Here is a 20,897-nt window from a genome sequence, read left to right on the forward strand (position 1 = left end):
CGATGTTGAAAGCCGCGAAAGTGGATTTGAATTAAGAGGGGTGCATGACGAAACGCGCGCTGCTGACGGGCATTACCGGACAGGATGGGGCCTATCTCGCACAGCTTCTGCTCGGCAAGGGGTATGAAGTCTATGGCGTGATCCGCCGCTCCTCGCATCGCGGCGTCGAGGACCATCGCCTGCGCTGGCTCGGCGTCGCCAATGACGTGCAGCTGCTCGACGGCGATCTCGGCGATCTCTCCAGCCTGCTGCGCATCGTCCAGGAGGTGAAGCCCGACGAGGTCTACAATCTCGCCGCGCAATCCTTCGTCGCCTCCTCCTGGCGCCAGCCCATTCTCACCGCCAACATCACCGCCGTCGCCGTCGCCAATGTGCTCGAGGCGCTGCGGCTCGGCGCCCCCGGCGCGCGCTTCTATCAGGCCTCCTCCTCCGAGATGTACGGCCTCATTCAGGAGCCGATGCAGAGCGAGAAGACGCCCTTCTATCCGCGCTCGCCTTACGCCGTCGCCAAGCTCTACGGCCATTGGATCACGGTCAATTACCGCGAGAGCTTCGGCATGCACGCCTCCTCGGGCATTCTCTTCAATCACGAGAGCCCGCTGCGCGGCATAGAATTCGTCACCCGCAAGGTCACGGATAGCGTGGCGCGCATAAAGCTCGGCCTCGCCAAGGAGCTTCGCCTCGGCAACATAGACGCCAAGCGCGACTGGGGCCATGCGCGCGATTATGTGCGGGCCATGTGGCTGATGCTGCAGCAGGAGACGCCGGACGATTATGTGGTGGCGACGGGCGTCACCACCACAGTGCGCGACATGTGCCGCATCGCTTTCGCCCATGCCGGCCTCGACATGGAGGCGCATGTGGTGATCGATCCGAAATTCTACCGCCCGGCGGAGGTCGATATTCTGCTCGGCGACTCGAGCAAGGCGCGCAAGGCGCTGGGCTGGGCGCCCGAGACCTCGCTCGACCAGCTCATCCGCGAGATGGTGGACGCCGATCTCGAGCGGTTGAAGCCGGGCGCGCGAGCCTGAATTCGGTCGGTGCCGTCGGACCGGAATGGACGGACGAACCAAGCTCGTCGTCGGGGGTTTGGAGATGATCAACCGGTGACGAGCGCATCGAGAGCAATCTCGTGTTGCGCCGTCCCACCGACCACGAGATCGCCAGTGCCGGATTCCCTTTTGCTCCCACGCCACATAAAGGCGGTCTGGCGCTCGACAAGCCGAAGAAAGTATCAAGGGCATATTTCGTCGATCTGCTGTATAGTGCCCAGGAGCAACTCGTTACAAAGCGAGGCATCAAGGATAGCGCCATGACTAGGATTCTCGTTACCGGCGGTTCAGGATTTGTCGGCTCCGCATTGACCAAGGCTCTGCGTGCAAGAGGCTTCACAGTCATCGGCACTGTATCCACTGAAAAGGGCGACTTTGTCCGCTGCGATTTGACGGATCCTGTGTTGGTGTCGGATGTCGTGAGCAAAGCCCAGCCGGACGTGATTTTCCACTGTGCTGCAATTTCGAGCGCCATCCATCCACTTCATCTAGAATATTACGGCACCAACGTCCTGGGCACAAAAAACCTACTTGCGGCGATCAAGGCCCTCGGGCGGCGCACGCGCTTTATATTTTTGTCGACAGCCGGCGTCTATGGCAATCAGAGCGTCGAAGAATTGCACGAAGCCCTGCAACCCAATCCCGTGCACGACTACGGAATGAGCAAGCTCTGCGCCGAATTTTGGATAAAACAGGCTGTCGAATTTTGCGATCCGACGATCTTCCGGCCGTTCAACATTGTCGGCCCAGGCCAGAACGATGCGTTCATTGTGCCAAAGTTGGCCAAGGCTTTTGCACAGGGCGAACGCCAGATCAGGCTTGGCAATCTCGACGTCTACCGCGACTATATCGAGATTACCGCTGCCTGCAGCGTTCTCGCCGATTTCATCGATCAACCGGCTGCGATCGGTGAAACCATCAATCTCTGCTCCGGTAAGGCGACATCACTGCGGGAATTGATCCGCGCCTTTCAGGCTGTTGCCGGCTATGAAATTGAAATTATTCAGGATATGGCGTTCGTCCGGACCAACGAATTGTGGCGCTTGATCGGATCCCGTGAAAAGCTGGATCGTCTATCTCCACGCCGAATGGCTCTGCGTTCGGTGCAGGAAATGGCCAGGGATATGTTTGATTATTACAAGGAGCAGCACGCAACGACCCTTCGCCCCTTGCGCGCGAGATTTGCGGCCGATTCAGCGTAAAGATGCGTCGCAGCGATTTGGATCGGCCTTCGAAGGGCGAAATGATCGAACCGATGCGACGGTAGCAGCGCCTGAGAGTGTCGCGCGCGTCATTGAACTCGCCGTTGACAGATCAGAAGGAATGACGAGAGCACGAAGCGTGACGGTGGTGGAACGCGACCTGCGCTCCGGGCACTCGTCCAGGGTGGGAGACGAATAGCCCGAAATCGACATTTTGGACCGTCAGGATGATGACACACGGGAAACGCTGACCTTCTGCGTTTTCCCTGCTTCGTCGAGCGGACTCGCAAACACATGCCGGCGCGATCTGCGACCAGAGCCATGCCCACCAGTTCCCCGAAGCAGTCTGGTCTCGAGCATGCGGCCGATACACCTTGATCGACCTCCAGTCTAGTGGTACGAATCAAACACTTAAGACCGCGTCAGCGACGCCAAGCCCAGAATGTGGTCCAACCAGCTTCGGACTCTTCCGTCTGATATGCAAATAAGAGGAGTGTTACACAAAATGAATTTGAGATCGCTTTGGCAACAAATCGCGGGCAAGCGCACTGAGTTTCAAGGCCATCTCGATCCCATCGAAGGGAATAGAGTTCGAGGCTGGGCGTGGCGGCCCGATGCTCCACAGGAGCCTGTCTGCGTCAGGATCCTGCTCGGCGAAAACGTTGTCGGGACTGCAGAGGCCAACATATATCGAGCCGACCTCAAGTCTGCGGGAATGGGCGAAGGGTATCACGGGTTCGAAGCGTCGCTGGATTTGAAAGGCGTCACCCAATTCCCCGATGGCGAAATCGTCTTGTCTTTGAGAGCGCAGGAGGATCCGACTCGAGAAATCGATTCTCGTCGCTATTCCTATCAGATGGTCACCGAGCAGGACGATCGGGGCGGTCAATCTAACGAGGACGGCCGCGTGTCAATCGCGGCGACGATCATCCCTCGGGCATTGTTCGCACATCGCCTGGCTTCAATGCAACCCGCCCGGGCGCGAGAGACCACTCGAGGTCGCGTGTGGATCGATCTGACGTTTTCGCTGCGCTGGACAGGCGGCGTTGCGGGTATGGTGCGGGCAGAACTTGAAATCGCCAGCGCGATGAAAAAAATCGATCCCAATGTCGGCTTTTCGGTTCAGATCGGCACCGGTTTCGCGGAGGTCCCACACGAACAATTACGTTGGTTATTTGAAGCGACCAATGTCACCGATGCCTATATGACGTATTTTGGGCGGCAAAAGGGCTCTTCCCCCAAAAGGCATGTCGTTAAGGTTGATGTCCCAGACGGAGACGCCTTCTTCCATCCGTTTGTAGAGCGCGATACGATAATTTCGACGGGCTTTATTCAGGATCACAAGGAACACTATTATTCTATTCTAAAGGATGAATTTCCGGGCGTATATATTTCCTATCTGATTTATGATATCATTTTGATTCATAGCAAAACTGCACATCTTTATCCCAAAGATGGCCAGAAGCTATTTTTCCGATACATGGACTGGGTCTCGCATCATTGTGACTTTTTGTTTTACGGTGGTGAAACTGCGCGAATGGATGCGATCACCCTCCAAAAGAGAGAGCATTGGCCCACTCCGCCAAACGTGGCGGTGAAGTTCGGCACGGATATCGTAAAGTCGACCGATCATAGCCGAGACGCGGATGTGTTGGCGCGGCTGGGCATTTCAAGTCCGTTCGTGATCTGCGTCGGTTCGATCGAGCCGCGTAAAAACCACGACACGCTCTATCGCGCCTATCTTCTGGCCATGCAACGGAAGCCCGAAGGTCTGCCAACCCTGGTCGTTTGCGGTAAACCGGTTTGGCGCGCGGACGACATTCTCCGCTTCCTGCATAGAGATCCTCGGGTGCAAGGCCGGATCATTCATTTGACGCCCTCGGACGAAGAACTCGCGGTATTATACAAAAATTGCGCATTTACAGTGCTGCCCAGCCTATACGAAGGCTGGAGTCTGCCGCTGCCGGAAAGTCTTGCGCAGGGCAAGCTCTGCATCGCGTGTGACACTCCCGCCCTGCGCGAAATCGGCGGCGATATGATTGATTACGCCGAGCCGTTCGACACCAGCACTTGGGCCGACAAGATTATTCTATACTCCAGCAATCAACAGCTGCTACAAGAAAAAGAACAAAAAATCCGAGCGCAGTGGAAGAATATTCTATGGTTCGACACGGCGCAGACCATGTATAATGCCGTTCGCAAATTCTCGGCGCAAACACCTGCCGCGCCCGCGAAAGCCCGGAGAAAGTGTCCGCTGACTCTCTGGGAGGAGCCGACAATCTGGATGGATATCACTTTGTCCTTCCTCCACTGGAAGGGTGGGGTCAATGGCATAATCCGTACGGAACTGGCGTACGCCTATCACTTGCATGTGCTGAGGCCCAATACGCGTTATTTTGCGTATACACATGACTATTTCTTCGAAATAGAGCATGAGCTGCTCGGCTGGCTCTTCCACGCGAGCAATATTTCCGCAGGCTATAAAAACTTTCATGAATTTTGGGAACCGCATGAGGCCGCAGGAACTGGGCATCGCAATCCCTTCCATTCGACGGGTCCGATAGCGTCCCATCCCGCCTATTTGCCTCGGTTCCCCGAAAACGCCATCATCTTTTTCGCCGCCATTGACGGCGATGGCACAGGCAAACTTTCTCGCAACGCCAAAGTCTTCGATGTCAGCTCGCGAGAGGAGCTCCATCTGACGTCCCAACTCGTCTATGATTTCACGCCCTTCCTCATCCCACAATTTCATCTTGAGAATACAGTGAGGAGCTACCAGCCATTCATCGAACATGTGTCGAAAACATTCGACCATATCGTCTATGGCGGCCGCACAGCGCAGCGAGATGGAATAGCAATTCAGAAGCAGAACGGCTGGCCTGTCCCTCCGAGCGCGTTCATCGAGTTCGGTTCCGACCTCGCGCTTGCCGACACGCGCGCAGCGGAGCCTTCTCCCGAGCGTGATCGCGCGCTTCTGTCGGCGATGGGATTGAATGGCAAGTTCGTGATGACCGTCGGCACGCTCGAAGCCCGGAAGAATCACGACATGCTCTACAAGGCCTATCTGCGAATCCTAGAACGATGCGACGGTCAACCGCCGTTCCAGATGGCCTTTGTGGGCAAAAAGGGCTGGAATACGGACGATGCAATCGCGAACATGTCCGCGGACAAGCGTGTCCGCGGCAATCTGGTCATCGTTTCTCCTTCGGACGAGCAACTGGACGCGATGTATCGTAACTGCTTGTTTACATTACTACCGAGCTTTTACGAGGGTTGGAGCCTCACTCTTCCCGAAAGCCTGTCCTATGGAAAATTTTGCCTGACCTCAGACGTCGATCCCTTGAAGGAGACAGGGCGTGATCTCGTCGAGTATATCAGTCCTTACGACACGTACGCTTGGGCCGATCGCATGGAGTTTTTCGCCCACCATCCCAAGGAACTCGCACAGCGCGAGCAGATGATACGTAAGCAATGGAAGCCTCGGAGCTGGCAGGACTCGACGCAAATGCTGATCGATATACTCGTGGAAGCCCACAAGGCCCGTTTTTACGAATTGCCTTCCGCGTCGGATGAGCTTCAACTCGATCGGCTGGCGGCAGCGGAAAGCGCTTAAGGACACGAGGCGGTCTCCGAGCTCACCCCGACGTGGCCCTCGCTGCCATAGAGGACGCGGCTTGCAGCGTTGACCTTCGTCAATCCCGACGGCGCGAGTTTTGGCGTCGTCGGGATTTTTCATTGGGTGCCGCAGAGCTTTTTCACCACCTCGAGAATCGTAGATTCTGGAGGTGGTGAATGCCGCGCTGGCGAACTGAGATTGTCGTACCAGCCTACTTTCGGCGGACACCATCCATGGTGAAGCGTGCAGGAAATGAAATCGGTTGGGTGCAAGCACCGCACGCGACGATCTTGCTCCCAAGATCGTTCCGAGATACTGTAATGGCGCTCATCGCCACCGGCGTGCTCGTGACCCACCTCGGTGCGAAGATCGTTTCAATTGATGCCGGAGATGAATCGCCGCTCGCAATTTGGCTCGGGGCGGGCCATCGCGTTTATAGCAGTCGGTCTCCGCTCATTCGGTCGGCGTAATCTATGGCCGCGACCATCGGGCGCCGGCGGCATCCGGACATTCCATGGGCGTGACCCGTCGATCTAAGCAAAACAGCGAATGCGAGGGAAGCATGAAGGTAGCCATATTGGCCAACTGCAACGGCGCTTCGATAGCGTCTTGCATAAAAGCGTTGAACCCAGGTTTTGACGCACAGTTCACGCTCGTGAGTTCGGATGTTGTGAGCGGAAACGAGTCTCTCGACGCGATCGCCGATAACTGCGACCTTATTTTCACTCAGCCTTTCGTGCGAAAGTTGCTTAAAGACCGACATTTGAAAAAAGCGCATTTTTTTCCGTTTATATCCTTTTCTGCATACCATCCAGACATGACGTTTGTCCGGGGAGGACTCCCATCCGGCAAATATGAAGCGATTAACGCCGAGAGCGGGATGACCACTTACCAATCCGCGATCGCCGTCTTCGGCTATGTTCATGGATTGAGTGTCGACGACATTATCAGTTTTTACAATCCTTGGGTTTATTCCCGGCTCGGCTATCTAGACGCGTGGGAGTCCAGCCGCGCCGACCTCTTCGGCGAAGCTCGTCTTTCGGAAATGCCCTTAGACGCCATGTTCGAGCGTTGGACACGCAACGGTTGTTTCATGTATTCATTCAACCATCCGCATCTTTCCGCGCTGGAAGACATTGCGATGGCTCTTCTCGACAAGGTCAAGATTCCCGCAGTGAGGCGCAATGTGTCGCAATACCTGGAAGACCCATTGCGCGTTATGCCGATCTGGCCGGTCTATCCGGAGATAGCCAGCCGCTATAACATTCCGGGCGATTATACTTTCATTAGGCCGGAACCGCTACGTTCATCGCGCGGCGTGATGTCCTTGCGCGAATTTGTCGAAGTATCCTATGAATCCTTCGCGCGATATGATCGGTCGACGATTCAGCCCCTAAACATGTCTTTGGACTTCATGCGTGAAAAATTGAATTCGACGCCTGCGGTCAGCATGCACGCCGAAGCGGCAAAGCCCGCAAAAGCGCGCTCTCAAAATCCATACAGCGATATTCCCGCTGTCCAATTTTGGAAAAAATCGGTCGCCGCCGTCAAGATCCCGGATCTCGATCCGGTCGTAAATCCGAAATTCAAGTTATCCAAGAACGCGAAAATTGCGACCGCCGGAAGCTGTTTTGCGCAACATATTGCCCGCACGCTCAGCAAAAGCGGCTTTGACTATCTCATTTCCGAAGCCGCCCCCCCTGGAATGAGCGCCGAACGGGCGCATGAGCTCAATTATGGGGTCTATTCAGCGCGTTACGGCAATATTTATACCGTGCGTCAGCTCGTTCAATTGCTCGATAGGGTTTTGGGAAAATTCCACCCACAGGAAGACTGTTGGGAACGACCGGATGGCAAATTCGTCGACCCCCTGCGGCCGCAGATCGAGCCCGAAGGATTTGCCGTGCCCTCGGAAGTTCGAGCGGCGCGAGACGAGCACCTGAAAGCGGTCACGTCCATGCTTCGTGACATGGACGTGTTTATTTTCACGCTCGGACTGACGGAAGGATGGCGATCCCGCCATGACGGCACCGTGTATCCTCTCGCGCCGGGCGTGGTGGCTGGAAAGCCGAGTCCTCACCTATACGAGTTCAAAAACTTCACGGTGTCCGAGGTCATTACCGACCTCGACCGGACAGTGGAGTTGATCAAGATCATCAATCCCGCCTGCAAGATCATTTTGACGGTTTCGCCGGTGCCGCTGATTGCGACCTATGAGCCGGAACATGCTCTCGTCGCCACGACCTATAGCAAGTCAGTGCTCCGCGTCGCGGCGGAACACGCCAGCAGAACACACGAAAACGTCGAGTATTTTCCCTCGTTCGAAATCATTACCGGAACTTACAGCAAAGGACGGTATTTCGACGACGATCTGCGCTCGGTAACCGAGGAAGGCGTAGCTCACGTCATGGGCGTCTTCATGCGGCACTATGCGGACGACGCAGAACAGCCGATTACGTCGCCGCCCCCGATCATGGACGAAGACTTCGCCGAAGCGAAGAGGAAGAAAGTGCTTTTTGGACTCGTCTGCGACGAGGAGGCAATCGCCAATTTTTGATAGGCCTACATCGAGCGTCCGCTTGCGTGACACATCATTCGATTCGACGCGTGATCAAAGCGGGCGACCTTCCTGCAGTGCACGTTGTCGCGGCGCGGCGATGTCACATTAACCTGACGCGGCCGCGCAACAACGGATCGGTGTCGTCTCAGGCGACGGTAGACGCGGACTTCCACGCTGCCATCGCCCTGAGGCGATGCAGACGGATGGCGAGCCCGGAACGACGGGAAGGTCTGGATGGAACGTAAGCGGTGCGAGCGTCCCACCTCGAAAAAGTTTGAGTGACGCCCGATCCTCTTCAAGTGATTTGGCCGTGAGGAGGGTCGGGCGATGGATCATTCCATGCTTGAAGCCATGCATGGTAAGCGCTGTTTTCAGGCCACGTCTTTCGGCGCAGCCGGCGCGGCGTAGGCCCATGGCATGAGTTCATTGAGTTTGCTCGTGAGATGGCCGTCGACGATCTTCGTGAGAACGTCAGGCATGTCGAAACAATCGTCGCCACTTGCAGCTTTCGTAAGCGTTCACCTGGCGCCATTCTGGCGGCGCATGGCGTGGAAGTGGTAGCGGTAGGACATGGATAGCAACATCTATGTCTACGCCTATTGACCTGCCCCCGATATTTCATCCAGCGGCGAGTTGAGTCCCGGCGGTTGATACGCCCGCGGGCGTGGGGTGAGCAACAGGCGATCGGCGGAGCTGGTCGGGGTTGCGCAGCCGATCGCCTGTTGCGGTGAGCGCGGCCGCATAGTCCGCCGGCGTCGCATAGCCGAGCGAAGAATGCGGTCGTCGGTGGTTGTAGTCGTGCGCCCAATATCGGATCTTCTCTCTCGCGTGGTCGAGCCCGAAGAACAGCGTCTCGTTGAGCAGCTCGTCCCGCATGCGACCGTTGAAGCTCTCGCAGAAGCCGTTCTGCATCGGCTTGCCGGGCATGATGAAATGCCACTCCACCTTGTTCTCCTCCGACCAGGACAGGACGGCGTTCGAGGTGAACTCGGTTCCATTGTCGGAAACGATCATGCCGGGCTTGCCGCGCCTTTCGATCAGCGCCGACAGCTCGCGCGCCACCCGCTTGCCGGAAATCGACGTGTCCGGGATCGCCGCCAGGCATTCACGCGTCACGTCATCGACGATGTTGAGGATGCGGAATCGTCGCCCACTGGCGAGCTGGTCGTGCACGAAGTCGAGAGACCATCGGGCATTCGGCTTCGCTTCGACGAGAATCGGCGCCCGTGTTCCCACGGCGCGGCGGCGCGCGCGGCGTTTCCTCACCGTCAGACCTTCCTCGCGGTAGAGCCGATAGATGCGGTTCTTGCCCGAGCGCTCGCCCCGCTGACGAAGCAAGACGAACAGCCGCCGGTAGCCGAAACGCCGACGCGCATTGGCGAGATCGCGCAGCTCGGCTCGAAGCTCGGCGTCGGCCGGGCGCTTCGACGTGTAGCGCGCCGTCTTGCGATCGATCGCGACGATCCGGCAGGCCCGACGTTCCGACAGGCCCATGACGGCCTGAAGGTGCGCGACGGCGTCGCGCTTGACGGCGGGCCCTACCATTTTTTTGCCAGGAGCTCGCGAAGCGCCGCCGCATCGAGCATCTGATCGGCCAAGAGCTTCTTCAGACGCGCGTTTTCCTCCTCCAGCGCCTTCAGCCGCTTGGCCTCGGAAACGTCCATCCCGCCGAATTTGGCTCTTCCAATTGTAGAGCGTCGTCTCCGAAACCGCGTATTTGCGCGCGAGGTCCGCCGCCTTCGCGCCGGCTTCCTGCTCCCGCAAAATCCCGATGATCTGCTCTTCTGTGAACCGTTTCTTCTTCATCGTGTCCGTCCTGCAATCGGCCGGACTCTAATCGATGCTGGTGGGATTTTTCAGGGGCAGGTCAGCGGCGCATTATCGAGGCGGCGGCGAATTATAGCTGTCCGCTCGGCGCCGCGTGATCCGTTCCAGGTCCCGTCGGCGTCATTGCGCGGGAGGCGTGGAAGATGGGTGACATTTTCTTTTCTTCATTTTGACGGTCGCTTCGACAAGGCCCAGTCCAGCGCGGGATTTTGGCCGCTCGGCATGTCGGGCTGCGGCGTGTCGGGGGGAAGCGTCGAAAGCGATTTGCGAAGCGCGCGATCCTTGGCGAGAGCATCATCGACGGCTGCGTTCACCCGCGCCTCGATCGCCTTCTGATCCTCTGAATGCCAGCGATCGAGGATCAGAGTGATCGGCCAGGTCGAGCCTTCGATTATCGCCGAGATTGTACTGCGGTTGGCGTGGTCTCGTGTAGCGCCGAACCAGAGCGCGATCAGGAGATACGCGAATATGGCCAGTTTGAGCATGGATCCAAAAAACTTTTCAAAGAGATTTCCCATCTACCCAATTCCCCAGTTTTTGCTTTCGGATGTGTCGCGGCGCGGACGTCCCGAACCGCCGGCTCGACGCCCCGAGGTATGATCGCGAGACACAGAAGTGGAGAAAGCACATACAGGATTCGATAAACGCCACAGCCGCCCGAGGACGGATCGCACGATGGCTCCACCAAGATAGCGACGCGTTCCCGCCAGATTATGGAAGATTATAGAACAGGAGGGACGACCATTCTAGATGCGCATGCGCTCGGTCCCGGCGCTCGGATCGCGTGAGAGCCGAGGCGTCTTTCGAAGCATTCCACACTCGGAGCGCGAGGCGCTCACGATGATAGATACTGTAACAATTCCAAGGACCAAGCGACGCTATTGACTTGGTGGGCCGGCTCCACGAGCTTCGTGATCGAACAGATGATCGCGCCGTTGCGATCTCGAGTCGGGTCGATGCAGCTCGGACGCTTCTCGAATAATCGAGACGAGTGTGTTCGCGCAGCGCGTTCTGCGAGGTGGGCATGAGTTGTGCGGGGATTGTCGGCGGCGCGGCCCTTATCGTCGCTTCCTGCGCGCCGTTGCGCGCGCAAGCCGATTGTTTCGGCGACCTCGCGGGGTGGGAGGTGTGTTTGCCCGGTCCAGCGCAGCGTGTCGTTACGATTCCCATGCCATCCGCCTCTACCTTCATCGCTGTGGAAGGCTCGGCGCAGCGGCTCGTCGGAATGCATCCCTCTTCGAAGAGAGCGATCGACGAGGGTCTGCTCGGACGCATGTTCCCCCAGGCGCGCGCCATCGACGCGTCTGTCGCCGGCGTCGGCGCGGATGGATTCATGCCAAATGTCGAGACGCTCGCTCTGCTCGATCCGGATGTCGTCGTGCAATGGGGCGATCGCGGCGACGACATTGTCGGCCCCTTGCGCAACGCCGGTATTCGCACAGCGCTATTGCGCTATGGAACGGAGTCGCTCGCGCGCGGCAATCTCGCGCTGATGGCGGATATCGCCGGCAAGCCGGAGCGCGCGAAAGAGCTGATCGCCTGGCGCGCTGCGACGATCATCGCCATAGAGAAGACGGCGCGCGACATTCCGGAAGCGCGGCGGCTGCGTGTCGTCTATCTGCAACGCGCCGCAAGCGGCCTCGCGGCGGCGGGCGCGAACAGCTACAATGATTTCTACATCCGCCTCGTCGGCGGCCGCAACGCCGCCGACGGTCTCGCCGGCGCGCCCGCGATCAACGCCGAGCAGATCGCGCAATGGGACCCGGATGTGATCCTGCTCAACGGCTTCGAGGAGAAGCTCACGCCCGCGCGCATTTATGACGACGAGATATTGTCGGCGACGCGCGCCGCGCGCGAGCGGCGCGTCTATAAAATGCCGATCGGAGGCTATCGCTGGGACCCGCCCAGCCAGGAGAGCCCGCTGACCTGGATGTGGCTCGCCGATCTCCTCTATCCCGAGGCCTTCCACTATGATCTGCGCGCAGAGATCGCGCGCGCCTATCGGCTGCTCTACGGCCATACGCCGTCGCAAGCGGATATGGACGAGGTGCTTCGCGTGCAGATCAACGGCGACGCGCGCTTTTATGATCGCTTCGCGGCGAGCGAGTCGAAATGAGCCTGCTCGTGACCGCGAGCGGCGACACGCCGCAAAAGCGCGCGCTTCCACGCTGGGTGCGAGCGCTCGCCGTCCTCGTGTTGCTTCTCGTCGCCGCGCTGACGGCGCTCTGCGTCGGACGCTTTCAGATCGCGCCGCAAAAGGCGATCGCAATATTGCTGTCGCGCGTCTCGCCATTGACGGCGGATTGGAGCGCGATGGACGAGCGCATCATTCTGCTCGTGCGCGCGCCGCGCGTTCTGCTCGCCGCGCTGTGTGGCGCGGGGCTCGCCGTGAGCGGCGCCGCGTTGCAGGGCGTGTTCCGCAATCCGCTGGTGGCGCCGCAAATTCTCGGCGTGTCGCCCGGCGCGGCTTTCGGCGGCGCGCTCGCCATCTCGCTCGGCTTCAGCGGCTTCGCGCTCATCGGAGCGGCTTTCACCTTCGGCGCTGTCGCGCTTGCGCTGGTCGGAGCCTTGGCGCGCGTCGAGGGCCGCAGCGACACGGTGATGCTGGTGCTGACCGGCGTCGTCATCGGGGCCTTGTTCGCGGCGCTCGTCTCACTGCTGCAGTTTCTCGCCGATCCGAACAGCTCGCTGCCTGCGATCGTGTTCTGGCTGATGGGCAGCTTCTCGGCCGCGACTTGGGCGCGCCTCGGCATTGCGGCGCCCGGCGTCCTCGCCGGCGCCGCAATGCTCTGGCTCATGCGCTTTCGCATCAATGTCCTCTCGCTCGGCGAGGAGGAGGCGCGCGCCCTCGGCCTTTCGGTCGAGCGCGACCGCTGGCTCGTCTTCGCCGCCGTCGCGCTCATAGAGGGCGCGGCGGTCGCCGTCGCCGGCGTCGTCGGCTGGGTGGGGCTGGTCGTGCCGCACGCTGCGCGTCTCCTGGTCGGCTCGGATCAGCGGGCGCTGCTGCCCGTTTCCGCGGCGCTCGGCGCATCCTATCTGCTGCTCGTGGACAGCCTCGCGCGCAGCGCCACGGCGGCGGAGATACCGCTCGGCGTCATCACCGCGCTGATCGGCGCGCCGGTCTTCGCCGCTCTGCTGCGGCAGACGCGCCGCAAGGAGCTCGCCGGATGATCGGTCTCGAGAAGGCCGGCGCGCAACGCGGCCGGCGGTGGATATTCACCGACATCTCCTTCATGCTCGAGGCGGGCCGCATTCTCGCCGTGCTGGGTCCGAACGGGCGCGGCAAGACGACGCTCATCAAGGCCCTCGCCGGGCTCGTTCCGCTCTCCGCCGGTCGCCGCATCGCGCCATCCGTCATCGGCTATGTGTCGCAGTCGATCGGCGCAGACATTCCCTATCGCGCTCTCGATGTCGTCGTCATGGGCCGGGCGCGCGGCCTCGGCCTGTTCGGCGCGCCCGGCGCCGCCGACTATCGCGCCGCGCTCGAGGCGCTGGAGCTCGTCGGCGCGCGCGATTTCGCCGAGCGGCCGTTCGACCGGCTCTCCGGCGGCGAACGGCAGATCGTGCTGCTCGCCCGTGCGCTCGCCACCGGCTCGCCGGCGCTGGTCCTCGACGAGCCGGCCTCGGCGCTCGATCTCGCCAATCAGAACCGCCTGCTCACCGTGCTGAGCGAGGTGAAGCGGCAGGGGCGTCACGCCATATTGTTCTCGACGCATCTGCCGCAGCATGCGCTGAGCGTCTCAGACGACGCGCTGCTCATGCTGGGACCCTCGGAACATTCGATCGGCCCGACGCGCGCCATTCTGAACGAAATCAATCTGACGCGCCTCTATGGGCTGCCCGTGCGGCGCGTCACCCTCGAGGATGAAGGCCGCGCGCCGATCGAGATCGTCGTCCCATTGTTCGCGGGAGCCACGCCATGACGGCCGCCGACCGCGAGACGTTGCTTGTGCTGAGCGGTGACGGACCGCCGCCGAAGGCTTTCGACGCGCCGCTCGCGGCTGGCGCGCTGGCCATGGTGCGGCAGACGGAGCTGGACGACTCGCGCCTCGCGGCGGCGCGCGGCCTCGTCACGACGATGCATCTCGACCAGGTGGAATTCGCGCGCCGCTCGGCTGCGCTCGAAGCCTTCTTCGATCGCGGCGGGCGGCTCGCCTTCATGGGCCATCTCGCGCGGCCATTCCTGCCGGAGCTCGCGCCTTTCGTTCCGCTCGGCGCCGGGCGCCGCGCCGATTTCGCGCTGGTCGCGCTCGACGAGCACGCCGTCTTCGAGGGGATCGACCGCGCGCGGCTGGAGACGCGGCGCGGCGTCGCTGGCTTCTATGGCCGCGGACATGCGCCGGCGCCGCCGGGCGGCCGCGCGCTGACCGGCGTCGGACCGCAGGCGGCGCCGATCGATTGGGTCTGGGACAGGCCCGCCGGCGGCGCGCTACTGATGCACGCCGGCAATGATCTCTGGACCGTCTGCGACGAGCCTTCCGTCAATGTCGCGCTCGCCGAGCGAATCGTCGCCTGGTGCGCAGGAGCAACGGCGCTGTGGTCATGACTCGCATTCTCGCTATTCATCCGGGAACGGCCTATCACTGCGAGACGCTGGAGGCGCCGCGCTATGCGCGTCTTTTCGACGCGCTCGTGCGGCCGGAGGAGCTGGGCGATATCGATCTGTCGCGCTTCGACATCGTGCTCGCGCCGTGCCGAACGCCCGCGAGCCGGCTCGCGCCGCATCGGGCGTGCCTCGAGGCCTATCTCGCCGCGGGCGGCGCCGTCGTCGCCATGGGCGAGACCGATCAGCATTTGTGGCTGCCGTCGATCCGCTTCACCAGCGTGCCGACCAATTGGTGGTGGTGGCTCGAGCCCGGCGCGAGCCTCGGCCTTTCAATCGCCGATCCACGCCATCCGCTGTTCGCGCGAATCGGCGCGAACGACATCGCCTGGCATTTGCACGGCGTCTTCGCGCCGCCCGATGGCGCGCGCTCGCTGATCGACGACGCCGAGGGACGCTCCGTTCTCTATCTCGACGAGGTGACGACGAAGGGCCGCATGCTGGTGACGAGCCTCGACCCGTTCTATCACCACGGATCGCACTTCATGCCGGCGGCGACGCGATTTCTCGACGGCTTTCTGCCGTGGTTGAAGGAGGAGTTCTGAGAACATGACCGACGATTCTCTGACGGTGCTCGATCATGGCGAGCCGATTGCGATCTCCTTCGCGGATATTCTCAAATATCACGGGCGCAGCTTCATCGGCGGGGCCGCGCATGGCTTCAAGGCGATGCAGCGCGCCTTTCCGCTGCTCTGCGCCGACGGCCGTCCGGAGCGCTACGAGGTGACGATCGCCACCGCCTTCCCGGGCCCCGGCGGCCGCGATGCGGTCGAAATGGCGACGCGCGCCGTCACCGGCGGGCGCTATACGGTCGATCTCGATCTCGGCGGCGCCGATGTCGTCGAGAGCCCGCGCGGGCGCTATTTCTTCCGCTTCGCCTATCGCGGCGCCAGCGTCGATGTCACCCTGCGTCCGGGCGTCGTGCGCGCCGAATTCATCGAGCTCGCGCGTCGTGGCGCAACGACGCCGGAAGACAAAGAGCGGCTCGAATGGCTGAAGCAGGACATGGCCGATCGCCTCATGAGCCTGCCGGCGGAAGAGGCCTATCACGCGGCGCCGCACGCGGCTTTGTGATCGGTTCGGACATCGAGAGGACGACAAAGAAGGCGGGCCTATGGCTCGCCTTCTTTCGGTCGGCCCGCCGCTCTGGTGAGCTTTTGCTGGCGCGAGCCTCGGGCTCGCTCGCCTCCGCATGCGAGGCGAGCGTGCGGAAGCCGCATCAGAAATTATGCGTGAGCTTGACGATGAAATTGCGCCCGGGCTCCAGCAGCGGATTGGTCACGCTGCGGCCGTAGGAGACATTGGCGAAAGTCGCGGCGTCGACATAAGCCGTATTGAAAACATTCTCGAGGCCGATGCTGAGGCGCGTGTCGCCGAGCTTCGGCGAGATCAGCACGCCGAGATCGAAGCTCGAATAGAGGTTCAGCACCACATAGCCGGACGTCTTGTATTCCTGCGTCGTGTCGATGCGCGTCTTGCCGGCGGCGGCGTTGAGCACGGCCTGCAGCGAATAGCCGGCGCCGGGCGGCGCGACCTGCACGCCGAAGCGCGCACGGAACGGCGCGATAGAGGGCAAAGGCCGCCCGGTCGTCGTGTTCGTGCCCTCGAGCATGGTGAAATTGCCGAAGAGATTGAGCTCTGGCGTCGCTTGCCAGCGTCCTTCGAATTCGACGCCATCGATTTCGGCGCGGCCGACGTTCTGGCTCTGCGTGTAGGTCGACACGCCCATATAGGTGACCGACTGCGTCTGCAGAAGATTGTGATAGACGCTGTGGAAGCCGGTGATGCTGGCGGTCGCTTCCGCGACATGGAGGCGAAGCCCGCCTTCATAGGTCACGCCGGTCTCCGGCTGCAGATTTGGATTGGGCAGCGAGGTCGCCGTCGAATTGAACAGCTCGGCGTTGGTCGGATGGCGGAAGGCCGTCGATATGTTGCCGACGACGTCGAGGGCGGGCGCGACGCGCAGCACGGCGCCGATGCTGCCCGTCGGCGCCAGCCGGTCGGTGTCGCTGTTGGCCACATAGGCGGACAGCAGCGCGGCCGAAGCGAGCGGCGACAGACGTGTGCGCGTGTTGAAATAGTCGAACCGGCCACCGGCGGAGACGGTGAGCGCTTCGAACGGCGTCCATTCGTGCAGCATGAAAATGCCGCCATTGGTCTGGAAGGATTCCGGCACGGATTGGGTGAGCGGGGAATATCGCAGCGCCGTCACCACGCCATTGGAGAGCGTGGCGGTGATGGAGGTTCCGAGGCTGCCGGGGCGGCGCTCGTAAAAAGCGTCGCCGCCGAATTTCGTCACCACCGAGCCGAAGCCGTCGATCGACCAGGGCGCCACGGCGAGCACGCGTCCGCCGATGACGACCGGCCCGATCACATGGCTGTCCGAGAACACCGTCTGCTTTGCGCTCGTCGTATTGATCGTGGCGAGATGCGTGTCGAAATAATTCACATAGGCGGACGCTTCGACATGGGAGATCAGGCCGCCGGTGAAATCGCCCGAATAGGCGAGGCGGCCCATCAGCAGCTCGTTAGGGCTCTGCCGCACATTGAGATACGGATATCCGGGCGCGCCGCCGACGCCGCCCGCGCGTCCGTCGGTCTCGACATAGCCACGAAAGCTCGCCGAAAAACGTTGATCCGGCGTCGGCGAATAGCCGAGCGAGAAATCGCCGCCGATGCTGCGGTAATCGCCGTTGCGCGCCACGCCCAACGGCGTCTCGTAGGAGAGGCCTTTACGTCCCGCGAGGCCGCCCCTCACCGAGAATCCGTCGCCGGCGCCCTCCGCCCATTCATAGGTGCTGAGCGCCGTCGCCGCGCTTGCGTAACCGAATGACGCGCCGCCGCGCCTGAATCGGAACGGCCCATCGACATTGCTGGAAGGCTGCCGCGTGACGACATTGACGAGCCCGGTGAGAGCGTCGCTGCCATAGAGCACGGAGGCCGGCCCGCGGATCACCTCGACCTGCTCGATTTCTTCGGGCGCGAAATAATTGAGCTGCAGCGTGTTGCGGCCATGCAGCCGATCGCCGTCGACATAGAGCGGCGAACGCATCGTGTTGGAGCTGAATCCGCGCAAATAGATCTGTCCGCCGATACCACCAGCGCGGGCGATGGCGACGCCAGGGGCCTGCGCGAGGATTTCGAGCAGGCCCGTCGGATTGGTGAGCTCGATCTGCTGCCGGTCGACGACGGAGATCGTCTGGGTGATCTGCGTCAGGCTCTTGGCCTCGGCGGGCGCAGGGCCGAGCGGTCCGACAATGGGCCGTCGTTCTTTGCGGCTTGCATCGATATCCACTGGTTGCGCCGCCACGTCGATGGTCGGCAACGCCTCCTGCGCGCGAGCGGCCCCCATGACGAGTGACACGAGGAGCGCCGACGCGACAGTGGAGGATGCTTCGAGAGTGACGCGCGACATGAGTTCGACCTCGCTCGGCTGTAATTCTTGGCCGACGACTACGGTCGTTGAGAAAGATAAACAAGCATACAGCTGCTGAAACAATTCCAATGAGGACCGCGCTCCTGGTCTCATTGGAAATATTCGTAAGTATCGATACCTCTATTGCGCGTGCGACATCCATAAATCATCTAAAAGCGCGAAAAGCAGCGACAGGACGCATCACGATTTGCATTGCCACAGAACACCGTCCTCGGCGCCGCGTGCTGCGAAGCAAAGTCAAAGACGTCGTCTCGGCGCAACAGATCTGCTCGAGGGCGACCGGCCCTGTCTTTGGAATGGCCGCATCGTGTCGGCGACGACGATCGTCGCCGTCGGCGTCAACGCCGAAGGGATGACGATCGCTTCTTCCACCAAATATAGACGCCAGTCGCGGACAGCATCACGACGGCCATGCCGAAAGCGCCGACGAGAATGCGATAGGGCATGCCGAACACGGCGCCCATATGGAGCGCAGCGAGCCAGGAGGTGAGCGTGACTCCGCTGCGGTCGCCCGTCGGCAGGCTCAGCGCGACAAAGTCGCCGGTGTAGGCGTCGAACAATACGGACGTCATCCCCAGCCTGTCGCCGAGATCCAGGCTCGATCGCACGCGGTATTGAATTAGGCCCTTGCCGAGCTTGTAATAGAGCGCATCGGCGCGCTCCACCTCGAAGCCGCGTGCGCGCGCCTGTTCGGCCATCAGCTTCACGCCGATCGCCTGCGCCTCTTCCCATTCGAGCGGCTTCGTCGCATCGTCGCGCTTGGGCCACGCGGGCCATGCCCATGGGGGCGGCGCACAATCGAAGAAGAACTTCGTCACTCCTGTGTAGACCCCGTTCAGATTGAAGAACACGCTCGACCAGACGAAGACGAGCAGCATAGCCCATAACCAGAGCCCGCTCGCGCGGTGCAGATCGAAATTGACCCGGTAGGGTTCTTCCTCACTTCCTGTTGCGGTGGCCGCTACACGGGAAGCAAACGCGCACGAAGGAGTTCTGGCCCCGCTCGACCATACATCGTTCGTTTGAGCGCTTTCAGGCGATTGATTTGTCCTTCCGTCGGGCCGTTGCTCCGCGGCTCGGTGATCGCATTTCTCACCGCGTCGATGTCTCTCTGCGCCGTGCGAGCGAAACGTTGCATCGCGTACAAGCCCGATTTCTGAGCGTCTCTCAGCCAGGCGACGAGCTTACCGACGTTCTTGCTTTTAAGCATGCCACGAAATCGCATGGCGAGTCGACGCATTGTCGCGAACTCTGGCCAGTCCTTCTTCATTGCATCGACTTTCGCAGCCTGATTGCCAGTCAACAGCCCGCGCGGCTTGATGCAGGGCGCCGCGGTAACAATCGGCGAGATCGAACGTCCGGTCGCGGGATCGACAGGTCGCGGGCTCGGAAGAGCCGATGTGCCCTTCACCGTCTTGCATTTCGGATTGCGCCATTTCGCGAAAAGTCGCTCGACGTTTGAAAAACTCCCTGTATAACCGCGCGTTTTGATTTCTTGGAAAAGGCGACGGCCGCGCACGCAACCTTCAGACCAGCGGCGCGATAGATAATCTTCGAAATGTCTTGGTGACGTTGTCTTTGGCGCGGCAGCGCTCCTTTCGGGAAGCGCATCGGCTCGGATCCATTTCATGACCGTGCGGCGATCGAACCCCGTTCGCCGAGCGATGTCCATCACATTTCTACCTTCCTCGTGTAGAGCGCGGACCCGATCGAAAACCGCTTGCCTCGATCGCTCGTTCGCCACTCTGATGAGGCGGCGGTGCTCGCCGCCGCCGTGCTTGTCTCTCACGCTGGCGACATCTTCACCGTCGGCCGGCAGCAAAGGACGAACCGAAATTCCGACCGCGCGGCCGAGTTGAGCCTGAATGGCCTCGCGCAGATTCTGCAGGATGTGAAAACGGTCGGCGATTTGCCGCGCCTGCGGCGCGCCTTCCTCCGCCCCTTGGGCGAACGACCCGCAGTGATCGCGGCTGATAATCTCGACGCCGGGATGCTGCTCGAGCCAGTCCGCAGTCGTGCCCGCGGCGCGTTCTGGAAATAGATCGAGCACTTCCCGCCGCTCCAGGTCCACCACGATGGTCCCGTATGTGGACCCCTTGCGCCACGCCCAATCATCGATGCCCACGACTCGTGTCGTCTCCTCCGAGCGCCGCCCCCTTACCCGTCGTTTGAGACAGCGCAGTATCGTGTCGTCGCTCGTCGGCATGCCCATTCGCTTGATCAAGCGCTCTCCCGGACGCCCGCCGGCGCCATGGCCAAGAAGATAAATGATTTCGGCGGCCCGCTCGGTGCGGCGCGCTCAAGGCGCCGCGACCTCGGGCAGTTGCGCAGTGAACGTCTTACGTTCGCAGGCTTCGTTTCGACACTGCCAGCGCTGGAGGCGAAGCGTCACAACAACAGGGGCGCCTTGCGCCGGCAGATCTTGCAGAACGCGCACATGCCAGCCGTGACGGCGTGTTGATCGCCTTCCACAATCCGGACAGACAGCAGACCGGACGGCCGCCGCCGAAATCCGCCACTCGCTGCCTAGCCGCCTGGCGTCCAAAATGTTTACGCCCTGCCCGAGGGACCAAATCGATTTCCTTTCCATACAGCTAAGCT

General features: G+C 61.1%; 13 protein-coding genes and 2 pseudogenes. 10 read left to right on the plus strand and 5 right to left on the minus strand.

The features are described 5' to 3' along the window. The first annotated feature begins 44 nt into the window (after positions 1 to 44). The 4 genes from gmd to METLW3_RS28490 all read left to right on the plus strand — a co-directional run bounded on the left by gmd (position 45) and on the right by METLW3_RS28490 (position 8,427). The gene (gene gmd, locus METLW3_RS0121630) at positions 45 to 1,031 is read left to right on the plus strand and encodes a GDP-mannose 4,6-dehydratase (protein WP_024881855.1); all 987 of its coding nucleotides are present in this window, start codon (positions 45 to 47) and stop codon (positions 1,029 to 1,031) included. 101 nt (positions 1,032 to 1,132) lie between these two features. After that, positions 1,133 to 2,254: an NAD-dependent epimerase/dehydratase family protein gene (locus tag METLW3_RS26180; RefSeq protein WP_157516638.1), complete on the plus strand. Its 1,122-nt coding sequence runs from the start codon at positions 1,133 to 1,135 to the stop codon at positions 2,252 to 2,254. Positions 2,255 to 2,759: 505 nt separating this feature from the next. After that, positions 2,760 to 5,867, plus strand: coding sequence for a glycosyltransferase (locus tag METLW3_RS0121640; RefSeq protein WP_198022834.1), 3,108 nt, complete (start codon positions 2,760 to 2,762; stop codon positions 5,865 to 5,867). A gap of 565 nt (positions 5,868 to 6,432) precedes the next feature. Further along, positions 6,433 to 8,427 carry a GSCFA domain-containing protein gene (locus tag METLW3_RS28490; protein ID WP_210163778.1) on the plus strand — a complete coding sequence of 665 codons (1,995 nt, stop codon included), beginning with the start codon at positions 6,433 to 6,435 and terminating at the stop codon, positions 8,425 to 8,427. A 621-nt stretch (positions 8,428 to 9,048) separates the two neighbouring features. On the opposite strand, the gene METLW3_RS0121660 is transcribed toward METLW3_RS28490, so the two are convergent. Beyond that, positions 9,049 to 10,236 carry an IS3 family transposase gene (locus METLW3_RS0121660; protein WP_245267473.1) on the minus strand — a complete coding sequence of 396 codons (1,188 nt, stop codon included), beginning with the start codon at positions 10,234 to 10,236 and terminating at the stop codon, positions 9,049 to 9,051. Between the two features lie 185 nt (positions 10,237 to 10,421). Further along, positions 10,422 to 10,775, minus strand: a complete 354-nt coding sequence (locus tag METLW3_RS27100; protein ID WP_134188250.1) for a hypothetical protein — start codon at positions 10,773 to 10,775, stop codon at positions 10,422 to 10,424. Positions 10,776 to 11,425: 650 nt separating this feature from the next. Between METLW3_RS27100 and METLW3_RS0121675 the strand changes: the two genes are divergently transcribed. From METLW3_RS0121675 to METLW3_RS0121700, 6 genes are read left to right on the plus strand one after another with little or no spacing between them, the layout of a single operon-like run. Further along, a complete protein-coding gene (locus tag METLW3_RS0121675) occupies positions 11,426 to 12,373 on the plus strand; it encodes an ABC transporter substrate-binding protein (protein WP_051465571.1) in 948 nt (315 codons plus the stop codon). Then, positions 12,370 to 13,428 (plus strand): iron ABC transporter permease, encoded by a 1,059-nt coding sequence (locus METLW3_RS0121680; RefSeq protein ID WP_024881862.1) that lies wholly within the window; start codon positions 12,370 to 12,372, stop codon positions 13,426 to 13,428. The genes METLW3_RS0121675 and METLW3_RS0121680 overlap by 4 nt, the downstream gene beginning before the upstream one ends. Next, the gene (locus METLW3_RS0121685) at positions 13,425 to 14,180 is read left to right on the plus strand and encodes an ABC transporter ATP-binding protein (protein ID WP_024881863.1); all 756 of its coding nucleotides are present in this window, start codon (positions 13,425 to 13,427) and stop codon (positions 14,178 to 14,180) included. Before METLW3_RS0121680 ends, METLW3_RS0121685 begins: the two co-directional genes overlap by 4 nt. Continuing rightward, the gene (locus tag METLW3_RS0121690; RefSeq protein ID WP_024881864.1) at positions 14,177 to 14,803 is read left to right on the plus strand and encodes a hypothetical protein; all 627 of its coding nucleotides are present in this window, start codon (positions 14,177 to 14,179) and stop codon (positions 14,801 to 14,803) included. The genes METLW3_RS0121685 and METLW3_RS0121690 overlap by 4 nt, the downstream gene beginning before the upstream one ends. Next, the gene (locus METLW3_RS0121695; protein WP_024881865.1) at positions 14,800 to 15,405 is read left to right on the plus strand and encodes a hypothetical protein; all 606 of its coding nucleotides are present in this window, start codon (positions 14,800 to 14,802) and stop codon (positions 15,403 to 15,405) included. The genes METLW3_RS0121690 and METLW3_RS0121695 overlap by 4 nt, the downstream gene beginning before the upstream one ends. Before the next feature lie 4 nt (positions 15,406 to 15,409). Further along, positions 15,410 to 15,934 carry a hypothetical protein gene (locus METLW3_RS0121700; RefSeq protein WP_024881866.1) on the plus strand — a complete coding sequence of 175 codons (525 nt, stop codon included), beginning with the start codon at positions 15,410 to 15,412 and terminating at the stop codon, positions 15,932 to 15,934. A 145-nt stretch (positions 15,935 to 16,079) separates the two neighbouring features. On the opposite strand, the gene METLW3_RS0121705 is transcribed toward METLW3_RS0121700, so the two are convergent. The 3 genes and pseudogenes from METLW3_RS0121705 to METLW3_RS26195 form a co-directional block, all read right to left on the minus strand. Continuing rightward, positions 16,080 to 18,275, minus strand: coding sequence for a TonB-dependent receptor (locus METLW3_RS0121705; protein WP_024881867.1), 2,196 nt, complete (start codon positions 18,273 to 18,275; stop codon positions 16,080 to 16,082). 359 nt (positions 18,276 to 18,634) lie between these two features. Beyond that, a pseudogene (locus tag METLW3_RS0121710) lies at positions 18,635 to 19,228 on the minus strand (PepSY-associated TM helix domain-containing protein); the annotation flags it as partial. A 29-nt stretch (positions 19,229 to 19,257) separates the two neighbouring features. Continuing rightward, a pseudogene (locus METLW3_RS26195) lies at positions 19,258 to 20,886 on the minus strand (ISL3 family transposase). Between the last annotated feature and the right edge of the window lie 11 nt (positions 20,887 to 20,897).

Origin of the sequence: Methylosinus sp. LW3 (assembly GCF_000527115.1) — a bacterium.
In the GTDB taxonomy this organism is placed as follows: domain Bacteria; phylum Pseudomonadota; class Alphaproteobacteria; order Rhizobiales; family Beijerinckiaceae; genus Methylosinus.

Excerpts from the sequence above, each read along its gene's own strand:
- gmd (WP_024881855.1), top strand. The coding sequence starts at position 45 with ATGACGAAACGCGCGCTGCTGACGGGCATTACCGGACAGGATGGGGCC.
- METLW3_RS0121640 (WP_198022834.1), top strand. The coding sequence starts at position 2,760 with ATGAATTTGAGATCGCTTTGGCAACAAATCGCGGGCAAGCGCACTGAG.
- METLW3_RS28490 (WP_210163778.1), top strand. The coding sequence starts at position 6,433 with ATGAAGGTAGCCATATTGGCCAACTGCAACGGCGCTTCGATAGCGTCT.
- METLW3_RS0121660 (WP_245267473.1), bottom strand. The coding sequence starts at position 10,236 with ATGAAGAAGAAACGGTTCACAGAAGAGCAGATCATCGGGATTTTGCGG.
- METLW3_RS27100 (WP_134188250.1), bottom strand. The coding sequence starts at position 10,775 with ATGGGAAATCTCTTTGAAAAGTTTTTTGGATCCATGCTCAAACTGGCC.
- METLW3_RS0121675 (WP_051465571.1), top strand. The coding sequence starts at position 11,426 with ATGCCATCCGCCTCTACCTTCATCGCTGTGGAAGGCTCGGCGCAGCGG.
- METLW3_RS0121680 (WP_024881862.1), top strand. The coding sequence starts at position 12,370 with ATGAGCCTGCTCGTGACCGCGAGCGGCGACACGCCGCAAAAGCGCGCG.
- METLW3_RS0121685 (WP_024881863.1), top strand. The coding sequence starts at position 13,425 with ATGATCGGTCTCGAGAAGGCCGGCGCGCAACGCGGCCGGCGGTGGATA.
- METLW3_RS0121690 (WP_024881864.1), top strand. The coding sequence starts at position 14,177 with ATGACGGCCGCCGACCGCGAGACGTTGCTTGTGCTGAGCGGTGACGGA.
- METLW3_RS0121695 (WP_024881865.1), top strand. The coding sequence starts at position 14,800 with ATGACTCGCATTCTCGCTATTCATCCGGGAACGGCCTATCACTGCGAG.
- METLW3_RS0121700 (WP_024881866.1), top strand. The coding sequence starts at position 15,410 with ATGACCGACGATTCTCTGACGGTGCTCGATCATGGCGAGCCGATTGCG.
- METLW3_RS0121705 (WP_024881867.1), bottom strand. The coding sequence starts at position 18,275 with ATGTCGCGCGTCACTCTCGAAGCATCCTCCACTGTCGCGTCGGCGCTC.